Raw genomic sequence first — 21,013 nt, forward strand, 5'->3', positions numbered from 1 at the left:
CTATTTCCCTTTGGCTACAACAAACCCGATTAGAACGATGGCAAGGCCTGCCCACGTGCGCCAGCTTGGCGATTCCCGCAGGAAGATAAACCCCATAAGCAGCGAAATGAACATTTCGAGCCCCTTCGAAGCAAGCAGCACATACCCCAAGCTTCCAACTGCTTTATACCCGAGTTTGATTCCATAGCCAATGCAAAGATTCGCCGTAAGGAACAAAGGCAAGGCAAGCAGCTGAAATTTTAGCGTAGACCAGAAATGCGGGTCGATGTGCTTGCTTTGATAAGAGAACACAGCATTTACAAGGAACAGGCCAGTTAAAAGCAGTGAAGAGCTGTAAATATAGTACAAGGCGACCTCCCGCTTATTTTGTCCTCTACAAATAATGTTTCCATCAGCCAACACTTTTATGAAAAAAAACAGCTGGCTCGGAAGCGCCGATCGCCGCTTTATTGACGGGAGGCATCTCCATTTTCTATGATAGGCTATAATGATTGAGGGAAAGTGAAGGGAGCATTTGGAGACAAGCCTATGGAGAAAATCAAAATTTTAATTATAGAAGACGAAGTGGCCATTGCTGATTTGCTCGCCTATGGACTGAGTAATGAGGGCTTTGAGACAGTTAAGGCGCATACGGGGGAAGACGGGCTTAGAGAAGTTGGGCGCTTCAAGCCGGATTTGCTACTGCTCGACTGGATGCTGCCTGATCAAAGCGGACTTGATATATGCAAGAAGGTAACGGCTACCCACAATATTCCGATTCTGATGCTTACTGCGAAATCCGATATTAAGGATAAAATTTTAGGGCTGGAATTTGGAGCGGACGATTATATTACGAAGCCCTTTGACCTTCGTGAGGTCATAGCCAGAATTCGGACGATTCTTCGGCGTCTTATGCAAGCCAGCCGGCAGGTGGATGAGACCTTGGAGGATGTCATTCGTTTCAAGGACATTGAAGTGGCAAAAAGCGAGAGGCAAGTCAAGAAAAACAAACAAATGGTCGAGCTGACGCCAAAGGAATTTGATCTCTTGATGACGCTGTACAGCTATAGGGGCAAAATATTCACCCGGGAGGAGCTGCTGGACTTCGTATGGGGCTATGATTATTTTGGCGATACAAGAACCATTGATACGCACATCCAGCGCTTGCGAAAGAAGCTGGATCTTAACGATATGATCACGACCGTGTTCGGCATTGGCTACAAATTCGAGAGACAGGCGGACTTCTAAAATGATCCGGACGATTAGAGCCAAATTTATTATTGGCTTTTTCTTTATCTTTTGTATCTCCTTTCTGCTGCTTAATCAGTTGGTCTCGCAAAGCATTGAAACGAGCAATAAAAAAATTGTTGCGGAGGATTTGATCGGGCTTAAAAAAAACAGCAGCATCTATGTTCGCCAGGCTTTTTTGATTAATCATTTTACGAATGACCAGCTTTATTTCGGGCAAATGGCGGAGGAAATGGTGCAGGATCTGCGTCACTCCACCAGCAGCAGCGTAAGCGCGTATACGGTCGATGGGAAAATGATATATGCATCCGATAAGCTGCCCTTCTCGGGCGCAGACGAGGATTTGAAGCAAGCGCTGCTTGGCAAAACGGCTTATACGATTTCGTATTCGTCGGGCAATACTTCTGTTCTTTATTCTTATCCGGTTGTCATTGACGGAACGAAGGTAGGCATTTTGCGTTTTGCCAAGGACTTCTCCCTGCTGTATGAGCAAAGCGACCATACGCTGGCGATTATCTTTTATATTGCGCTGGCGATCTTTGCGGTCGCTTTCCTATTCTCATACATTCTCTCCAGACATATTACGATTCCGCTAATCCAGCTCACCAAAGCTTCTACCGAGGTGATGAACGGGAATCTGGATATCCGGATCGGCTTTCGAAGAAGGGATGAGATCGGTAAGCTGGCTGCCAATTTCAGCAGCATGATCGAGAAGATTAAGGCTCAAATTACTAGAATCGAGAAGGATAGAGATCGGCTGGAGGAAGTAAATGTGGAGCGGAAGCAGTTTTACGACAACGTTACGCATGAGCTGAAGACGCCGCTCACAACCATTCTTGGTTATGCGGAGATGATTCGCGAGATAGGCGAGCGGGACGAGTCGTTGTTCAACAAAGGGATGGATCATATCGTCGATGAGAGCAAGCGTCTGCATGGGATGGTGCTTGCGCTGCTCGAGATGTCGAAGCAAACGATGAATAGGGACGATTTTGAACAAGTTGAAGCCGGACAAATTGTTCGGGATGTATGCGAAGCCATGCAGGTAAAAGCCAAACGCTACAGCAAAAAAATAGACTGCCATGCCGAGGACGGGCTCTTTGTCAACGGGGATGGAGATAAGCTGAGGCAGCTTTTTATTAATCTGATCGATAACGCCATTAAGTACAGCTTTGCCCATTCCGATATCCATGTCGAAGCGAAGCGGGAAGAGCAGCTTGTTCGGTTTGCTTTCATCAACAAAGGGGAGACGATCTCTGAGGCGTATTTGTCGCGGATTTTCGAGCCGTTCTACCGGGCTGACAATAAGCAGCATGAGGCAGAGAGCGTCGGACTGGGCCTAGGCATTTGCAAAAATATCGTTAATGAGCATCACGGCGTTATTCGGATTGAGAGCGAGCATCAGCAAACGACTGTATTTATCGATATGCCTTACGCCCAGGAAAGGAGGGAGCCGCTATGAGCAAACGTCCCGTTGCGCTGCTTATTTTGCTTGTTTTATTAGGCGCCCTCTTATCTGGCTGCATGACAAAACCCCGCTCGGAAACGATCATTATTCCTGATTTCGAAGAGAATATCGCGTCCGATCCTAGAAATGAAGCGATAGCGGTTAAAACGATCTACCGATTGCCAGTTCATGAAGCGGATAAAGGCAATTGGCTCGGCTGGATGGGCATTGATGCCGTCCTTGGCGTCTACGGCGGAGCAGGCGACCGTTCCAAAGGCTTTGAAAAAGTGGATTATCCATATAATGAGAGGACCAAGCTTTGGGATTTTGATAAAACGGCCGCTATCGACAGCTTATCGCCAGATGGCAGCTACGCTTCATTCGTTCAGGAAGGAGATGAGGCCGCTTCCCTGTCGCTCGTTTCAATTTCCGATCGAAAGCAAGTCATGATCGAGCAGCTCGCTCCTCATTTGCATCTAAACAGCAGCACCACTTGGTCAAGCAACAGCCGCTACCTTTCGTATGTCACTCAAAATACGCAAGATGCAAAGGTAACGATCAACGTGTACGATGCAATCGAGAAAAGCTTAAAGCAGTATGCTATCCCAAACTGGCAGAGAACGGACTATATCACGTATGTGAAAATAGCGGATGACGGCCTTGGCGCATTGGTCGTCAAAACAAACGAGATGCAATCGGATGTTTTATTTGGCTCTCTAAAGGACAGCGAGTTTGCCACCCATTACATACATGCCATAAGCTATGATGGTTCAGTGGACTGGTTGACTAACGACCAAATCGCTTTTGTCGCCCCGGATGGATCCCTATTTGCATATGACCGGCGTAATGGGGCAGCCTCGACATTGCTGAAGCAGGTCGGCAGCTTCCAAGTTTCTCAGGATAGAAGGTATATTGCTTACTCGCAGGGCGATATGATTTATGCCGGCAAGCTGCAAGGCAATAATATTCTCTACGAGAAGTCTATTTATCAAGGGCTTGTACCTGCTCAAATGGCATGGAGTACGGACAGCAGCAAGCTTCTGATCGACGGCTGGAAGCCATATGCACAGCAGTCAAGACCGGCAGTACGTCCTGCAAACAATCAGCCGTTTGTCATTACATTCAAATAACGAAGCGGGATATTAACCCGAAAGCTGTGCCTTGAAGAAGGCGACATGCTTTCGGGTTTTTTATTGGAATGGCTGCTCAACACAAACGGAAAGATTTGGAGACATTTTGTACACAAGTTAGTCAAATGGTCGTGACATCCCTGCATTACATTTAATGAGCCGGTTCTGAATGACGGCCATTGAAGAAAGGTGAGTGAATATGAAAATAAAAGGTTTATGGATAGCGTGCAGCCTGATCCTGCTGTTTCTTTCTGCCTGCAGCAGCCAGGGGACAAGCAATGCGCCGCAGGAGCAAACATCAACGAATGGCGGGTCGGTGACGGGGGAAGAGAAGGGCGATAATGAAGCTGCGACCGGGACGGGCGGTAAAAAGACAATCGTATTTTCGACTTTTTGGCCGGACGAGCGGTTTAAGGAAGCGAAGAAGAAATATGAAGCCAAGCATCCGAATATCGAGATCAAGCTTGAATATATCGAGGCCGATGACCAAAATTTAGAAGCTGCCCTCGAGAAATTCGTCACTACTACGAATACGGCTATGTTAGCCGGAAAGGGAGCCGATCTGATTGAAATGGATTTGCTGCCCATCGACAAGTATGTAAACAATAATCTGCTTGTTGATCTGAATAAGATGATGGAACAGGATTCATCGTTCCGTAAGGATGATTTTTTCGTAAATGTTCTGAATCATGCAACGACTGGCGAAGGGCTTTATGGGATGCCGCTCTCGTTCTTCCTTTTTGGGCTCTTGGGGGATGAGGATGCCATTGGAAAAGCGGGCGTAAAAGTAGACGACAGCAGCTGGACATGGAATGAATTTGCCGAGACTGCAAAGGAATTAGCCAAAAAAGGCGAATATAAGCACGCATTCACCTCCCAAGCGGAGTATCTATTAGATCAAATGGTTACGGACAACTACTCTCTGTTCGTGGATGAGGCAAGCCGAAAGGCAAAGTTTGATACGAAGGCCTTTACCGATCTCATGCAGCAGGTGAAAAAGATGTTCGACGAAGAAGTGATTTCAGACGATGGCCGCGAGAAAGCCTATTTCATGCAAAGCCAAATTAATTCATCATGGGATTACTTAGTTGCACTTCGGGAATTTGCCGAGCATGCCAAGCTGTATGCGAAGCCGAATGCGTTGTCTACCGAGCCCGGGGGCTATTTCCGAACCTATAAAACGATAGGCCTTAATGCAAAATCAACGGTTAAAGCGGAAGCTTGGGATTTTATTAAATATCTCACTTCGGAAGAGCTGCAGCATCCTCCTGAGTCAGCAGGCATTCCGATCCGTAAAAGCATTTTTGAAAAGCAGGTCAAGCAGCTGCAAGCGGCGGGAGAAGTTCAAGCCTATAAAGAAGGGCCTTTGCAGGGCATGACGTTTAAGGTCGACAATGAAATCCTTCAGCAGCTTGAAGCTTACGTAAACGGCGCGGTCCATGCTGTCGCGTTCAAAACAACGAAGCTTAATGAGATTATAACCAAAGAGTCGCAAGCGTTCTTTAGCGGCCAAAAATCGGCGGAGGAGGTCGCGAAGCTGGTTCAAAATAAAGCAACGACCTATCTCAATGAGTAGAAATCGTTTCGCTTTCTTGCTGCGCAAGGAGTGGATCGCCGCACTGCTGTTTTTGCTGCCCAGCTTAATTGGTTTTATGCTCTTTTATTTGCTTCCGTTTGGCATGGGAGTGTTTTATTCCTTTACGGATCGAACCCTTGGCGGCGCCTTCGTTGGCTTCGACAATTACAAGGAGCTGCTTGGCAGCGGCTCCTTCCGTAAAGCGGCGTCGAATACGCTGCTTTTTACACTCATTAGCGTGCCGCTGCTTATCGCCATTTCCTTATGCCTCGCTTTTTTGCTGAATCAGCGTTTATTTTTTCGCAGCTGGCTGCAAACCGCTTTTGTTTTGCCGCTCGTCATTCCCGTCGCCTCTATCGTCATGATTTGGCAAATTTTCATGGACTGGAATGGCAGCTTGAACGCGTGGCTGAATAGCTTGGGCGGCGGCAGAATCGATTGGCTGCAATCGGAATGGTCAATGGGCATGCTTGTCATGATGTACATTTGGAAGAACATGGGGTACAACATGATATTATTTCTGGCGGGACTGCAATCGATTCCGCAATCTTATTACGAGACGGCACGAATCGAAGGAGCGGGCAAGGTGCGCCAGCTTTTTCATATCACGCTTGTGTATTTAACGCCTACGATGTTTTTTGTCATTCTGATTTCGATCGTAAATTCGTTTAAAGTATTCCGGGAGTCCTATTTGCTGGCCGGAGATTATCCGTATGACCGTATCTACATGATGCAGCACTATATGAATAATATGTTTTTTTCGCTTGATATGCAGAAGCTGACATCAGCGGCAACGCTTATGGTCGGCTGCATCGTTATTTTGGTCATGCTGCTGTTTGCGGTAGAGCGCCGGTTTCGATCATTTTTGGAATAAACGCTTTGGAGGAAATGATGGAGAAGTCTGGACGGGTATCAAGGCTGGCAATAACACTCATCTTAGTGATGTTGGCGGCCGTAGCTGTATTGCCGATTGTGCTTACGTTTACCAACTCGATCATGACGGAGAGCGAGATCGGCTTGAATTATCATTTAATTGGAAAAATGACGGATGCCGCTGCGGGAGAGAAGGCTTCTTTTGTTAACCTGAAGCTGCTTCCGGATTGGTTTTCGTTTGATCAATTTGCACAGGTGCTGTATAAAAATCCGATGTTTCTGAAGCTATTTTGGAATTCGGCGGGATTGGTCGTACCGATCATCGCGGGGCAGGCGCTCGTGGCGGCTCTAGCGGCGTATGTATTTGCCAAACTGCGCTTTAAAGGCCGTGATAAGCTGTTTCTCATCTATTTGATGACGATGCTCATGCCCTTTCAAGTGACGCTTGTCCCGAATTATATGATCGTAGAGAAGCTTGATTTAATGAATACGGCATCTGCTATTATTTTGCCGGGCATCTTCAGTGCATTCGGGGTGTTTATGCTGCGGCAATTCATGGCGCATATTCCTTATTCCTATATGGAAGCCGCGCAAATGGACGGTGCCGGACATGCTGTTATTTTTACGCGGATTATTATGCCGCTCGTTAAGCCGGGCCTAGCTTCATTGATGGTGCTGTTGTTCGTCGATTACTGGAATATGGTAGAGCAGCCGCTTATTTTTCTGCAGGATCCGTTCAAGCAGCCGTTATCGCTTTATTTGGCTTATATTAATCAAGAGGCGCGCGGCGTTGGTTTTGCTGCCTCTGTGCTTTATATGACGCCGATGGTGCTGCTGTTTTTGTACGCGGAATCTTATTTTGTAGCAGGGATCCAGCAATCGGGGATCAAGGGGTAGGAGTGATTGTTTTGGAAGTGGAAACGATGGAACATAACATAAGCGCCCGCAAGCGGAAGCTCAGACTTATAGGCGGCTTGTTTACGCTCATTCTTGTTGCTTTTACGTTGTTAGGCAACACGCTGTTTGCGCTAACGCTGCCTAAAGTGATAACGGGGGAGGCTGCCAAAGGGTCGCTGGATTATTTCTATAAAGGAAGTGCGGTAATCAAGCCCGTGCAAGAGGTGGAGCTAACTAACCCTGCTGGCTGGAAGGTCACGAAGGTGCTTGTGGGCAAAGGGGAAAATGTGCAAAAAGGCCAGTCGCTTATTACGTACGACAGCACCGAAGCGAAGCAGCAGATTGAAGACGAGCAGGCGGCGCTCCAGAAGCTGGAGCTGTCGATGAGCCTGCTCGAGAATGAATATATCGAAGCGGCTCACAAAGAGGACTACGCCGCGCTTCTTCAAGCTAAAGCCGCCTTGGAAGCTGCCAAAATCGATCGGGACATCCAAAAGAAGCATATTCAAGCGGCACAAAAAAAGCTATTGTCCAATCAGGAGCTCGTCGCCCCCTTTGCTGGCATCATAACGGATATCAAGGCGATGGAGGGAATGGCCGCAGGGGGAGCGGATATTCGCCTGTCCAACAGCAGCAAGGGGTATCAATTCGAGCTGAAAATTGCTGCAAGCATCGCTGCTATGTTTACGATTGGCGAGGGGATGGAGGCACAATTGCTGGAGAAAAAAAGCCGTGTTATTCAAGGCAATATTTCTTTAATGGTAGACAGCGATCCGGGGAATTCCGGCAGCCTTTCACCGCAAGGGACAGCGGGCACAGATGAGCCTGCAACTCGCATCGTCGTTACCGTTCAAGATAAGACGGTTAAAGGGGGCGAGAGCGTGCGGGTGAATATAGCCAAAAAAGGGAGCGAGGATACGCTGCTAATCGCTAGCACGGCTATTCGCAAGGATCATACAGGCACCTATGTTTATACGATAGAAACCAGGCAAGGACCGCTTGGCAATGCTTTTTATGCCGTTCGCAGGCCGATTACGATTTTGAATGCGAATGAGCATACAACGGCAGTGAGCGAAGGTTTGTTCGACAAGGAGCAGGTGATCACAGAAAGCAGCGAACCGCTTATGGATGGAGAGCGGATTCGGCAGTGATCTAGACCGTTCTAGGTGAATCGCGTATAGAAACAAGCCCGGATGCGGCTTTTTTTTTTTGCTGTATAATTTAGAAAAGGGTTTGATGAGTTCATTACGGGATCGCTTATGGTGTTTTTTTGGCAATTCGTATATGCTAGATTTAAACGAAGGGGTTGTTCCTATGATTCTAGAGGTTGCTGTCTTACAGGTTAAAGCAGGATTAGCAGACGAGTTCGAACGTAATTTCAAGAAAGCACAGGCGATCATTTCCAGCATGAACGGTTATATCAGCCATGAGCTTCAGAAATGTATAGAAGAAGATCAGAAATACATATTGTTAGTGAAATGGGAGACGCTCCAGGCTCATACGGAAGGTTTCCGGGGATCAGATGCGTATTTGGAGTGGAAAAGCCTGCTTCACCATTTCTACGATCCGTTCCCTACCGTAGAGCGAGCACTACGAGGCCGTGGATCTGAGCTAGCAAGCTCCAAACATGTAATTGAAACTAGTCATAGAGGGTGAATAGCATTCAAGATTTTATACCATTGCATCTCTGCTTCGATGGTGTTGGTCGTGAGGTTGAAGTATTAGATGTCATTCAATTGGATGAACATATTTATAGAATAGAAGAAAACCCTGTTTTTACGGAGAAGGTCGCATACGGCGATGTTATTCGTGTAAAAACAAACAACGATGTCTCCATTTATATGGAAACGATTGAAAAATCCAAGTTTACCAGACATAACTGGCTCTTAAGCAAAGAAGTGATTTACTCCTTGGAGCTGAAAATATTAAAAAATAAGATCCGGGATTGGGAAGGCAAAAGCCAGCAAGTGTTCGGAGGCATCTTTATCGTAAACCTGCCAACGAATACGAAAGTCGATATTAACGACGAGGTGCAGAGGGTTATAAAGATGGTTCAAAAATAAGCAAACGAGCGAAGCGGAGGCGAAGAATAAGATGGAGCTAGGGGTAAAAGGCAAGGTAGCGGTCATTACGGGCGGAAGCAAAGGGATTGGACTGGCAACGGCATTGCTGCTGGCCGCGGAAGGCGCTGAAGTAGCGATTGTCGCTAGGGAGATCGAATCGCTGCACGTGGCTGCGGAGCAAATCAAGGAACAAACAGGCAAAGAAGCGTTAGTGATTAGCGCCGATGTGTCAAAGCCGGAAGATGCAGATCGAGCGGTTGCTTTGACGGCAGCGCACTTTGGACGCGTCAACATTCTCGTTAACAATGCAGGAACGTCGGCAGCCCGTCCATTCGAGCAGGTAGGGGCTGAGGCTTGGACGGCAGATCTTGATTTGAAGCTGCTTGGCGCTGCTCAATTCTCACGCGCGGTGCTGCCTCATATGCGGGAATCAGGCGGCGGAGCTATCGTTAACGTAACGGCAATCGGAGGGAAAACGCCAGGCGCTTCCTCGCTGCCGACGTCTGTTAGCCGTGCAGCAGGTCTAGCGCTTACCAAGGCGATGAGCAAGGATTTGGCTGCTGACCGGATACGCGTTAATGCGGTATGCATCGGCCTAATCCGCAGCGCTCAGATCGAGCGCATGTGGCAGGCTAAGGCGCCGGAGCTAAGCTGGGATGAGTTCGCAAGCGACAAGCGCCATGGCATACCGCTTGGACGGATCGGCGATGCCAAGGAAGCGGCTAACGTTATTGGCTTCCTCGTATCCGATGCGGCATCCTTCGTGACAGGCACATCCGTTAATATTGACGGAGGCCTATCAGCCGTACTGTAAGCCGCTGAATAGTTAGGCAAGAAAAGCTCCTGGCAGCATGCCGTGTCATACACGGTAATCTGTCAGGAGCTTTTGCGGCTATTGCTTACTTCTTCTGTTGAATACGCTGGTTAAAGCGGTCAACGCGTCCGCCTTTGTCCGTATTGCGTTGTTTGCCCGTATAGAACGGATGCGATGCGGAGCTTGTATCTACGCGGATCACGGGATAGCTGTTGCCATCCTCCCATTCCATTTTCTCATTGGACGACTTGGTGGAGCCTGTTAGAAATTTGTAGCCGCTGCTCACATCAAAAAACAAAACCTGATGGTATACCGGATGTATTCCGTCCTTCATTATATTCACCTGTCCTTTATTAGTAATACTTACGAAAAACTGTAGGCTAAGCATATCGATAATCGTTATCAATGTCAAGGCGCCTAATGAAATGTCGTATTAAAATATGGTATTTGCTAATTTCGAAAAAGTATACTACCATTAAATTATAATCATTCTAAAAGTAAGCCCTTGCATAATTGAAATGCTCTTTATATGCAGGCTTTTTAATAAAAGGAGGTATCCCTGCATGATAAACATCAAGGCAGAAATGGACCGAATCAATCGGCATTTGATGGCGAACGGATACAAACTGACTACGCAGCGTGAGATCATACTACGAGTCCTGCTTGAGAACGAAATGGATCATCTGAGCGCAGAAGGCGTCTTCATGCTCGTAAAGCAAACCTACTCCGAAATTGGTTTAGCTACGGTTTATCGGACGCTTGAGCTGCTTGCTGAGCTGCATGTCGTTGAGAAAATGAATTTTGGAGATGGCGTAGCCCGTTATGACCTTCGTGAAGAAGGGCATGAGCATATGCATCATCATCTTATATGCGAGGAATGCGGCTCGCTCAAGGAAATTAAAGAAGATTGGCTGCTTGAGATCGAGCAGCGGATTGAACGGGAGTTCGGCTTTAAGGTAACGGACCATCGGCTCGATTTTACAGGGACATACAAAACATGCGATAAAGGCGAGTGCAAACGGACACGAAAAGCCGTTTCATAATAGCTGCGTCGATGTGTAAACATGAGGAGTCTTTCCACTGCGGCGGAGAGGCTCTTTTCTTATCGATGATGATAGTTATGGCTGGTATTTGCAAAGCGGAAATGTTCTGTTATACTCAAATCGTAATTATTACGTTTAAACGACAAGCGAACCAAATGAGCAATAACCTTCTTTCACAGGGAAAAAGTTCGCTAATGGCTTGCGATTTGCGGGCATAATCAATATTCGCTTGCGGAATATAGTCCACATTTGAACGCGGACGTTTAGTTAGTTTATTCGAGTACATGCACGCCGTTCGTTAATCGTAATGATTACATACTAAGGAACTAATGGCAGACCCACCAATACAAATGGAGTAAAGAGGTGCATACTGAAATGGCAAACCAAACAGCGGATGCAAAAATACCGGTCACGGTATTAAGCGGTTATCTGGGAGCGGGCAAAACGACGATTTTGAACCATGTATTGAACAATCGAGAAGGACTTAGAGTGGCCGTTATTGTCAATGATTTAGGAGAGGTGAACATTGACGCGGATCTTATCCGTGACGGAGGCGGTCTTAGCCAGACGGAAGAGAAGCTCGTGGAGATGTCCAACGGCTGCATTTGCTGTACGCTGCGGGATGATTTGCTGCAAGAAGTAGAGCGTCTGGCGCTGGAGAAGCGCTTTGATTATATATTAATTGAGTCAACGGGGATCGGCGAGCCGATTCCGGTTGCTCAAACCTTTACCTACGTGGATGAGGAGCAGGCTATCGATTTATCCAGGCTGACTAGGCTTGATACGATGGTGACCGTCGTTGACGCGCTTAATTTCTGGAGCGATTACCATACGAGGGAAACGCTGCTTGATCGATCGCAGGAGGCGGGAGAAGGAGATACGCGGGGCGTGGTTCATCTTCTGATCGAGCAGGTGGAATTTTGCGACGTGCTCGTTATGAACAAATGCGACTTGGTTAGCGGAGAAGAGCTGGAGAAGCTTGAAAGGACGCTGCGCGGACTCCAGCCAAGAGCGCGGATCGTAAGAGCTAGCAATGGCGGCGTGAAAGCTAGCGATATTTTGAACACGCATCTATTTGATTTTGAAGAGGCAAGCCAATCGGCAGGATGGATAAAGGAGCTTCAGAAGGAGGAGCATACGCCGGAAACCGAGGAATATGGCATCGCTTCTTTTGTCTATAAGCGGAAAATGCCTTTTCATCCAGAACGTTTGTTGAAATGGATGGCGAAGTGGCCCAAAACAATCGTTCGCTCGAAGGGGCTGATGTGGATTGCAACGCGCAATAATATGGCGGTCACGTTCAGCCAAGCGGGCGTATCGAGGCAGCTTTCGCCAGCGGGCTTATGGGTAGCCGCATTGTCCGAGGAAGAACGGTTTGCGTATTTTGGCGGCGAATATGAGAAAACGGCGGATTGGGACGACAAGTGGGGAGATCGCGTAACGAAGCTTGTATTTATCGGTGTCGATATGGACAGGGATGAAATAATGCGCTCGCTCGATTCGGCGCTGCTTACGCCAGAGGAAATGGCGGTCAATTGGCGTGAGCTGAATGATCCGATTCCGGACTTTTCTTAAGGGCGCAGAAGGGATGAAGACGATGCAAAGTTTCACGGCAAACGAGGATCAGGAGCTAGTGCTCAGCAGACAGGCGGATTCGCTATGGAAGCGGAGGACACTGGAGCTGAACGATTGGGTTGAGCGGGATAAGCGGAAAAAGCGGGACAAGGCTACTTTGATGCTTGGATCGAATGCGGTTGATGCTGAATTGTATCCTGCGCTGGCGAAGCTGAGCCTCTTGGATATCCCGACAGAGTTTTCATGCGCTGGAGTAAGCATGCTGGATGATCCGCTTGAACATTCTTTATATGCTTATATTACGTTCCAGGCATCGGAGCAGTTGGAGCCATTTGTTCGTTTTGCGATTAAGTTCATGAGGCATCGCCTTTTGGTTATTTTTGAGCCGGCGCGCGGACGGTATGATCTTTCCTCGTTTTTTATCGGCCATAACCGGTCGTTTTGCTTCCTGATGCAGCGCTGCGCAGAAGCTTTTGAAGAGCAACATAGAGTCTGATTCATATAAAAAGAGCTGCCCTAGGCCGAAAACCTTGGAGCAGCTCTTTTATATTGCGGAAACCGCTTATAAAACTAAACTATAACATATATTTTTCAAATTAATTTCAAAACAATCATGTATAATGGAAGAATGCTCTGACTTATAGTCATTTTACATAGAATAGAGGGGATGAAATGGAGCATATTCACGGTTCGTACGATAGTATATTAGTATTTTTCTCATATATTATTGCGGTGATGGCTTCGTATACGGCACTTGATTTAGCTGGAAGAGTTAGCACCTCCAAGGGGAAAACGCGACTCGGCTGGCTGCTTTTTGGTGCGGTAGCGATGGGGATGGGAATTTGGTCGATGCATTTTGTCGGCATGCTTGCCTTTAACCTGCCCATAGTTATCAAATATGATTTGATCATCGTGCTGTTATCCGTCATTGCGGCTATCGTTGCTTCATTTATTGCACTGTACGTCGTCGGCGGCAGAGAGCTGACCGGCATTCAACTGCTAGGCGGCGGCTTATTGCTTGCTACCGGCATTTCGATCATGCATTATGTCGGAATGGCGGCCATACTCATCCATATTACATATAATCCGGTTATTTTTGTTTTATCTATACTTATTGCATTTGGCGCCTCTGTTGCCGCATTATGGCTGGCGTTTTATTTCCGCAAAGGCGGGCAGCGCGGGGAGTTTTGGATGAAGCTCGGCAGCGGAGCGATAATGGGCGCTGCGATTGTCGGTATGCATTATACAGGCATGGCAGCGGCGAATTTTCACAACAGCAGCAAGTCTGCTCTTTTTTACGGCGTCATTTTGGATCAAAAATGGCTCGCGTATTTTATTGCAGTCGGCATATTTTTAACGCTTGGCTTATCATTGTTCGGCATCTATATTTCAAAGCGGATTGCCATCAAGGATCTTGAGATCGAGCAAAACGAAAAATGGTACAAGTCCTTATATGAAAACAGTCAGGACGGCATCGTTTCCGTCGATTTGCAGCAGCGCGTCATCGGTTTTAACTCTGTTGCCTTGGAAATAACGGGCTACAGCGCCAAAGAGGTCAATCAGCAATTCATATCTTCACTGAGCTCCATTATTGTCAGCGAAGATCAGGAACAGGTAAAGCAGATGTTCCACAAAGCCTTCCAAGGCGAAACGACAAGCCACGAGACTGCCATTATCCGAAGGAGCGGCGTCAGGGTTGAGCTAAGCGTCTCGAATGTTCCCGTAATAGTGGATGGCACCGTAGTCGGAAGCTACATTATTTTTAAAGATATAACGGAAGAAATAAAAGCGAAGCAGAAAATAAGCCATTTGGCATTCCACGACGAGCTTACGGGCTTGCCGAATCGGCGCATGTTCAATCAAGCCATTGCTCAAGCGATCGAAGAAAGCAGCATAAGCAAATCACCGTTTGCCGTTATGGTGCTTGATATCGACCGTTTCAAAATGATCAACGATTCGTTAGGCCACACCATCGGCGATCAGTTTCTGAAAGAAGTCAGCATGCGGATTCAGCAATCGGCAGCAGGGCATAACGTCGTCCTCGCACGTATGGGCGGCGATGAGTTTACGCTGCTATGCCGCGATTACGACTCGCAGGAGACGATCAAGTCGCTCGCGAATCAAATTATCAGCTTCATTCAAGCTCCTTATAGACTGAAGGACAGCGATTTTTATGTATCAGCGAGCATAGGCATTGCACTTTTTCCTGGCGATGGACAAGATGCCGTGCAGCTGCTGAAAAATGCCGATACGGCGATGTATGAGGTTAAAAAAAGAGGGAAAAACGGCTATCAGTTTTTCACTAACGAGCTTGATCAAATTTTGCAGGAAAAAATCGAATTGGAAAGCGATCTGAGAAAAGCGATCGAACGCGGCGAGCTGCTGCTTCATTACCAGCCGCAAATTCGGACAGAGGATCATGCGATGATCGGAATTGAGGCGCTTGCGCGCTGGATGCACCCAACAAAAGGGTTGCTGTCTCCGGCCATCTTTATCCCGCTTGCGGAGGAAACGGGGCTCATTTACGAGATGGGAACGTGGGTACTGCGCGAGGCTTGCATGCAGATGCGCAAATGGCATGAAGAGGGAGGGCCGCTCATTCCGATTTCGGTGAACTTATCCTCGCAGCAGTTCCATCAGCCAAAGCTCGCGGAGTATATTATGGCTATTTTAGAGGAGACGGGTTTGGAGCCGCAATATTTGGAGCTGGAAATAACGGAGAGCATGATGATGGACGCCACTGTTTCAAGCTCAATTTTGAACCAGTTAAACGAATATGGCATTAAGATCAGCTTGGATGATTTTGGTACAGGATACAGCTCCCTAAGCTACTTGAAAATGTTCCCGATTCATAAGGTGAAAATTGATCGCTCCTTTATCCGGGATATTACCGAGAACAATGATGATAAAGCGATTGTAGCGACGATTATTGCGATGGCGCAGCATTTGAATATGGAAGTCATTGCGGAGGGCATTGAGACGAAGGACCAGCTTGATATTTTAACGGATAATGAATGCGGAAAGATTCAGGGCTATTATTTCAGCAAGCCTTTGCCCGCAAATGATGTGGAGGAAGCCTTTTTTGTACCCCGGCGAACTGTAAATGTTTAATCCTATAGTAGATAGAGATGAAATAGAAGTTTAAAAGAGAGCATTCACATTTGAATGTTCTTTTTTTTGTTAGACAGAAAGTCTGATGTAAATATATACATTTTATGTTAATGTATTTTTTGTAAGAGAGTTATCCATAGTTTTGAATAGCAGTCTGTTATATTAAATCATTTTTTTGCTATATGTGATAGATTGCTAAATTTGTATATTCCGCAAAGAAAAGAGGAAACGACATTGAAGAAGTATGTAGCCATGGTATTAATATCATCGCTGGTCATTATGCTGCTGCAGCAAGTATCGCTTACAGCCGTCATCGCTGATGCGCCGCAGCCGCCCATTTATCCGTCCAAGGACAAATTTTACGATGGGAATATGGTTTTTAATGGAGAAAATGGCCTTAATTATGTAGGGTATGATGCTGCTTATGGGGAGCACAAGACTTACCTGCATTATTCGTTAACGGGCATTAATGCCAATAAAACGCTAGAATCGGTTAAGCTTGTTATTCCTATTTTGAATGGGTATGTTTCGCGCGCGCAATCTAACGTAGACCCTTATATTAATGTATATGGATCCTCCAGCGACAATTGGAGCGAGGCCGGAATATCCATTAGCGATCTGCCGGCTTACAATGCCGGAATTGATTTTTTAGGAAAAAAATCGTTTGATTTTGCAGGCTCAAGCAGCGGGCTTTTGCTGGACTATGATGTCACCGCGTTTATAAAAAATCAGCTTGCAGATTCGGATCGTCAGGCTTCTTTCGTATTGACAGGACCAACTGCCGGGGATGCTTTGCCTGGCGCAACAGGCATTGTGCAAAATATTATTATGCTGAATGAACGTGAGAGCGGCAATATAGGCGTTCCCTATTTAGAGTATGTCTATAAGGCAAATGAGCCGCCGACAGGCACTATAGCGATTAATAATGGGGACTTATATACGAAAAATACTAGCGTCACGCTATCTTTAACGTTTTCAGATCCAGAGAGTGACGCCGTTGAGGCTCAATTTTCGAATGATAATGCGACTTGGAGCGCTAAAGCGCCGATTAGCGCTGCCCAGTCTTGGCTGCTCTCTGCTGGAGACGGGATAAAGACGGTATATATGAAGCTGAGCGATCAAGCAGGCAATATATCCACTTTTAGCGATACGATTATATTGGATGCTACAGCTCCTGTTATTGGCGGAGTGAGCCATCTGCAGAAAACGAATCAATCGGTTATCATCACGATTACAGACGCCAATTTGCAATCCTCGACCTTGAACGGTGGTTCAATTGGCAGCGGGCCGCTCCTTGTTAGTGCCGCAGGCGACTACTCGGTTGTGGCAACCGATAAAGCTGGAAACAGTACGACCGTGAGCTTCAGCATTGACAAGACGGCGCCAACGATTTCAGGCATAACAAACGGCTCGTTCTATAGTCAAAATGTGGTTGCTACGTTCAGTGACTCTAATCCTAGCGCAGTGCTGTCAGCAACGCTAAATGGATCCTCATATACGAGCGGGTCAACGATTACAGCAGAGGGCAGTTACACCTTGATCGTAAACGATGGGTACGGAAATGTGACGACGCTAGACTTCACCGTAGATAAAACTCCGCCAAGCGGCAGCCTCTCGATCGAGAATGGCAAGAGCGCTATCAATCGTAAAGCTGTAGCTTTAACGATTACTTCATCGGATAGCAATGCCGTCCAGATGCGTTTCTCGAACGATGGAACGGATTGGAACGAAGCGGACTGGATTGCAGCAGCTGCAAGCAAGAGCTGGTCTTTAACGGATGGGGATGGCGAGAAAACGGTTTACATGCAGCTAAAGGATGCAGCAGGAAACACGGCTGGGTACACGGACACTATTGTTCTAGATACGGTGCCGCCGGTTATAGCCGGCGTGAGCGATGGCGAAAAGCTTAACCGGACGGCGACGATAGCGTTCACTGAAGGCACGGCGACGCTGAATGGCTCAGCCTTTGCTAGCGGGAGCAGCGTAAGCGCGGAAGGCGATTACACGCTTGTCGTAACGGATGCCGCGGGTAATGTGGCAACCGTAAGCTTCAGCATCGACAAGACGTTGCCGGCAGTGAGCGGGGTAACGGACGGCGCTTTTTATAAAACGGATGTTCAGCCTGCCTTCTCAGATAACCATACAGGCGTGTCGGCTAAGCTGAACGGCAATGATTATACAAGCGGCAGCAGCCTATCAGCGGAAGGCGCCTATTCACTCGTTGTGACGGATGCGTACGGCAACAGCATGACGGTCGCTTTTACAATCGATAAAACGCCGCCAAGCGGAAGCGTTGTAATTGCGGGTGGCGCAGCTGAAACGGCCTCAGCGTCAGTCACGCTGGCTGTAACGGGAACCGATTTGCATGGGCTGACGATCGCTTTTTCGAATGATAATGCCACTTGGAGCACGGCTGAAGCTTTGGCAAGCAGCAAAGCTTGGACGCTGAGCAGCGGCGATGGAATCAAAACCGTGTATGTGAAGCTGACGGACGAGGCCGGAAATGCTGCCGTCTTTAGCGACACGATCGTGCTGGACACAACGGCTCCTGTTGTAACCGGCATTGCGAACGGGGATTTGGTTAATACGAATGTTACGCTGACCTTTAACAAAGGCACGGCCACGTTAAACGGGAATGCTTTTGCAAGCGGTTCTGTGATCAGCGCGGAAGGTACATACGTGCTGGTCGTAACGGATGCGCTGGGACATGTCACAACGGTTGCTTTTACAATCGATAAGGCAGCGCCTATCGTAACCGGCGTGAGCAACGGAGATAAGCTTAACCGGACGGCGACCCTAACGTTTAATGAAGGCACGGCGACGCTGAATGGCTCAGCCTTTGCTAGCGGGAGCAGCGTAAGCGCGGAAGGCGATTACACGCTTATCGTAACGGATGCGGCGGGCAATGTGGCAACCGTAAGCTTCAGCATCGATAAGACGTTGCCGGCAGTGAGCGGGGTAACGGACGGCGCTTTTTATAAAACGGATGTTCAGCCAGTCTTCTCAGATAACCATACAGGCGTGTCGGCTAAGCTGAACGGCAATAGCTATACAAGCGGCAGCAGCCTATCAGCGGAAGGCGCCTATTCACTCGTTGTGACGGATGCGTACGGCAACAGCGTGACGGTCGCTTTTACAATCGATAAAACGCCGCCAAGCGGAAGCATCATGATCAATAACGGAGATGCAGAAACTACGCATGGACTTGTAACGCTGACGATTACCAGCACAGATGCGAATGAGTATACAGCGCGGCTGTCCAACGACGCAGCGATGTGGAAGGCCGTGTCTTTAGCGGATTGGGCGCTCTCGAACGGCTACGGAGAGAAGAAGGTTTACTTGGAGCTAGTGGACGCGGCTGGCAATAAGACGATCGTTTCGGATACGATCATGTATCGCTCATCTCCCGTCCTGCGTGAAAGCAGCGTAACCGGTTCGGAGGATACGGCGCTCCATTTCAGCGGAGACGACTTCTTATATAGCAATGCAGACGGCTCTTTGCTTAATGAAATCACGATTGATACGCTTCCGGCTAACGGCAAGCTGCAGCTTGACGGTTCCGACGTAGCGGCAAATGACAAGCTTACGGCTGCAAGCCTTGCTAAGCTTACCTTTCTTCCGGCTTTGAATTGGTTCGGCCAAACGAGCTTTGAATGGAGCGGTTCTGCACAAGCGATTCAAGCTGAGCGTTCAGCTCAAATGATAATCGCGGTTGCTGCCGTAAATGATGCGCCAACTGTCGCCAATGCGACCTACTCCACTACAGGCAGCGCGAAGATTGAGGGGCAGCTTGCGGCGGTGGATGTAGATGGGGATGCGATTGCTTTTGCCGTTGTTGGACAGCCATCGAAGGGCAAGCTAACGCTTGATGCGGCTACCGGCAAATTCAGCTTTGAGCCTGAAGCGGGCTATTACGAGAATGTAACCTTTACCTATAAAGCGAATGACGGTAAAGCGGATTCCAACACAGCTACGGTCACTATCGTAAATAATCCGCCTGCTAGCAGCGGAAGCGGAAGCGGAGGTTCAACGACACCTCTGGTTACGATAGAAGGAGCTGGCAATCTGCCGGGCGTTAAAGTGGAAGTTGTGCTGAAAGACGGGAAACAAGTGCTTGTTGTGTCGCTAGATGGCAAGCAGCTAACGGAATTAATTAGAAATGTAAAAGATAATGAGTTGACGATTGACGTAGGAGCTACGAGCCATAATGTTGAATTAGCAGTGGATGCAGCGTTACTTAAACAACTTAATGAAAGCGGGAAAACGATAAAGCTAGTACAAGGCGGAACAGGCTACGGGTTATCTTCATCCGCGATCCGGGATGTCTTAACGGATTGGACTGATGCTGGCGCTCAGCTGAAGATTGAAATTAAAAAAGCGGACGAGGCTGATGGAGCAAAAATAGAAAAACTCGCGAAGGATAAGGGCTATTCCTTATTAGTAACGCCTATGAGCTACCAGCTCTACTTCCAAAATGGAAATGCCCGCATAATCTTGTCTTCGGTAAAAGGTTATATCACGATCTCTTATGGACAGGAAGAGCTAAAAGGCAAACAGCCCAAAACAGCTGTTCTTCTTCTGCCAAATGGAAAGCTGGTACATGTTCCAACGAAGATCAGCCATAATGCCGGCAAGTTTGAAATTAAGGTGAACAGCTTCGCGAATGGCATCTTTACTCTTATCGATTACAAGAAGGCATTCGGGGATGTTGGCGGCTGGTCCAAGCCGTATATTGAAGAATTAGCAGGGCGTCTAATTATACAAGGGACCGGCGATGAGACGTTTGAGCCGAGCCGCAGCGTTACCCGCGCCGAATTTGCGGCGATTATTACTGGAGCACTTGGTCTATACAAGGAAGCTGGAGCAAAATCCTTTTCAGATGTAAGCGAGGATAGCTGGTATGCCGCTTCCTTGGCCGCTGCCACGGAGTATGGCTTAATTAGCGGTTATGCTGACGGTTCATTCCGTCCAAACGAAAAAATTTCACGCGAGGAAGCAATGGTCATTTTGGCTCGATCATTTAGCCTGATGGAGCTGAAGCCTGGGTTCACTCAAGCGGAGCTGGATCAAGGGCTTGCCTCCTTTGGGGATAAGGATGAGCTGAAGAGCTGGTCGCAAGCGTCTGTTAGACTTACGGTGCTTCTCGGAATCGTGAACGGAAGCAACGATCAACTGCTGCCAGCCGAACCGATGACTAGAGAACAGCTGGCTGCGGTAATCGTTAAGCTGCTGCAAGCTGGCCAATTTATTTAAGGAGATG

General features: G+C 47.7%; 17 protein-coding genes. 15 read left to right on the forward strand and 2 right to left on the reverse strand.

All coding sequences use genetic code 11. The features are described from left to right. On the reverse strand, nucleotides 1–348 hold the full coding sequence (locus ADU23_RS15040; protein WP_053374469.1) for a hypothetical protein: 348 nt from the start codon (nucleotides 346–348) through the stop codon (nucleotides 1–3). 180 nt (nucleotides 349–528) lie between these two features. Between ADU23_RS15040 and ADU23_RS15045 the strand changes: the two genes are divergently transcribed. The 10 genes from ADU23_RS15045 to ADU23_RS15090 all read left to right on the forward strand — a co-directional run bounded on the left by ADU23_RS15045 (nucleotide 529) and on the right by ADU23_RS15090 (nucleotide 10,024). Then, entirely contained in the window at nucleotides 529–1,227 is a 699-nt protein-coding gene (locus ADU23_RS15045; RefSeq protein ID WP_053374470.1) for a response regulator transcription factor, read from the forward strand. Nucleotide 1,228: 1 nt separating this feature from the next. Beyond that, nucleotides 1,229–2,686 carry a sensor histidine kinase gene (locus ADU23_RS15050; RefSeq protein WP_053374471.1) on the forward strand — a complete coding sequence of 486 codons (1,458 nt, stop codon included), beginning with the start codon at nucleotides 1,229–1,231 and terminating at the stop codon, nucleotides 2,684–2,686. Then, the gene (locus ADU23_RS15055) at nucleotides 2,683–3,801 is read left to right on the forward strand and encodes a hypothetical protein (RefSeq protein ID WP_053374472.1); all 1,119 of its coding nucleotides are present in this window, start codon (nucleotides 2,683–2,685) and stop codon (nucleotides 3,799–3,801) included. The genes ADU23_RS15050 and ADU23_RS15055 overlap by 4 nt, the downstream gene beginning before the upstream one ends. 199 nt (nucleotides 3,802–4,000) lie before the next feature. Continuing rightward, nucleotides 4,001–5,377, forward strand: coding sequence for an ABC transporter substrate-binding protein (locus tag ADU23_RS15060; protein ID WP_053374473.1), 1,377 nt, complete (start codon nucleotides 4,001–4,003; stop codon nucleotides 5,375–5,377). Further along, nucleotides 5,370–6,251: a carbohydrate ABC transporter permease gene (locus tag ADU23_RS15065; RefSeq protein WP_053374474.1), complete on the forward strand. Its 882-nt coding sequence runs from the start codon at nucleotides 5,370–5,372 to the stop codon at nucleotides 6,249–6,251. Before ADU23_RS15060 ends, ADU23_RS15065 begins: the two co-directional genes overlap by 8 nt. Nucleotides 6,252–6,268: 17 nt before the next feature. Further along, complete coding sequence (locus tag ADU23_RS15070; protein WP_053374475.1) at nucleotides 6,269–7,147, forward strand: carbohydrate ABC transporter permease; 879 nt, start codon at nucleotides 6,269–6,271, stop codon at nucleotides 7,145–7,147. Between the two features lie 17 nt (nucleotides 7,148–7,164). Then, the gene (locus ADU23_RS15075; RefSeq protein ID WP_231637609.1) at nucleotides 7,165–8,298 is read left to right on the forward strand and encodes an efflux RND transporter periplasmic adaptor subunit; all 1,134 of its coding nucleotides are present in this window, start codon (nucleotides 7,165–7,167) and stop codon (nucleotides 8,296–8,298) included. 163 nt (nucleotides 8,299–8,461) lie between these two features. Then, on the forward strand, nucleotides 8,462–8,803 hold the full coding sequence (locus ADU23_RS15080) for an antibiotic biosynthesis monooxygenase family protein (RefSeq protein ID WP_082311107.1): 342 nt from the start codon (nucleotides 8,462–8,464) through the stop codon (nucleotides 8,801–8,803). Continuing rightward, the gene (locus ADU23_RS15085; protein ID WP_053374477.1) at nucleotides 8,800–9,210 is read left to right on the forward strand and encodes a DUF4265 domain-containing protein; all 411 of its coding nucleotides are present in this window, start codon (nucleotides 8,800–8,802) and stop codon (nucleotides 9,208–9,210) included. Before ADU23_RS15080 ends, ADU23_RS15085 begins: the two co-directional genes overlap by 4 nt. 31 nt (nucleotides 9,211–9,241) lie before the next feature. After that, a complete protein-coding gene (locus tag ADU23_RS15090) occupies nucleotides 9,242–10,024 on the forward strand; it encodes an SDR family NAD(P)-dependent oxidoreductase (protein ID WP_053374478.1) in 783 nt (260 codons plus the stop codon). Between the two features lie 85 nt (nucleotides 10,025–10,109). Here ADU23_RS15090 and ADU23_RS15095 read toward each other — a convergent pair whose 3' ends face one another. Next, entirely contained in the window at nucleotides 10,110–10,358 is a 249-nt protein-coding gene (locus tag ADU23_RS15095; protein WP_053377646.1) for a type B 50S ribosomal protein L31, read from the reverse strand. Between the two features lie 229 nt (nucleotides 10,359–10,587). Here ADU23_RS15095 and fur point away from each other — a divergent pair, with 229 nt between their 5' ends. The 5 genes from fur (at nucleotide 10,588) to ADU23_RS15120 (ending at nucleotide 21,006) form a co-directional block, all read left to right on the forward strand. After that, complete coding sequence (fur, locus tag ADU23_RS15100) at nucleotides 10,588–11,067, forward strand: ferric iron uptake transcriptional regulator (protein WP_053374479.1); 480 nt, start codon at nucleotides 10,588–10,590, stop codon at nucleotides 11,065–11,067. A gap of 375 nt (nucleotides 11,068–11,442) precedes the next feature. Next, nucleotides 11,443–12,642: a GTP-binding protein gene (locus tag ADU23_RS15105; protein ID WP_053374480.1), complete on the forward strand. Its 1,200-nt coding sequence runs from the start codon at nucleotides 11,443–11,445 to the stop codon at nucleotides 12,640–12,642. 22 nt (nucleotides 12,643–12,664) lie between these two features. Continuing rightward, nucleotides 12,665–13,138 carry a hypothetical protein gene (locus tag ADU23_RS15110; RefSeq protein WP_053374481.1) on the forward strand — a complete coding sequence of 158 codons (474 nt, stop codon included), beginning with the start codon at nucleotides 12,665–12,667 and terminating at the stop codon, nucleotides 13,136–13,138. A 176-nt stretch (nucleotides 13,139–13,314) separates the two neighbouring features. Further along, complete coding sequence (locus ADU23_RS15115) at nucleotides 13,315–15,753, forward strand: EAL domain-containing protein (protein ID WP_053374482.1); 2,439 nt, start codon at nucleotides 13,315–13,317, stop codon at nucleotides 15,751–15,753. A gap of 234 nt (nucleotides 15,754–15,987) precedes the next feature. After that, the gene (locus tag ADU23_RS15120) at nucleotides 15,988–21,006 is read left to right on the forward strand and encodes an S-layer homology domain-containing protein (RefSeq protein ID WP_053374483.1); all 5,019 of its coding nucleotides are present in this window, start codon (nucleotides 15,988–15,990) and stop codon (nucleotides 21,004–21,006) included. Nucleotides 21,007–21,013: the final 7 nt, after the last annotated feature.

The sequence above is a fragment of the Paenibacillus sp. FJAT-27812 genome (genome assembly GCF_001273905.1).
Lineage (GTDB): Bacteria > Bacillota > Bacilli > Paenibacillales > Paenibacillaceae > Pristimantibacillus.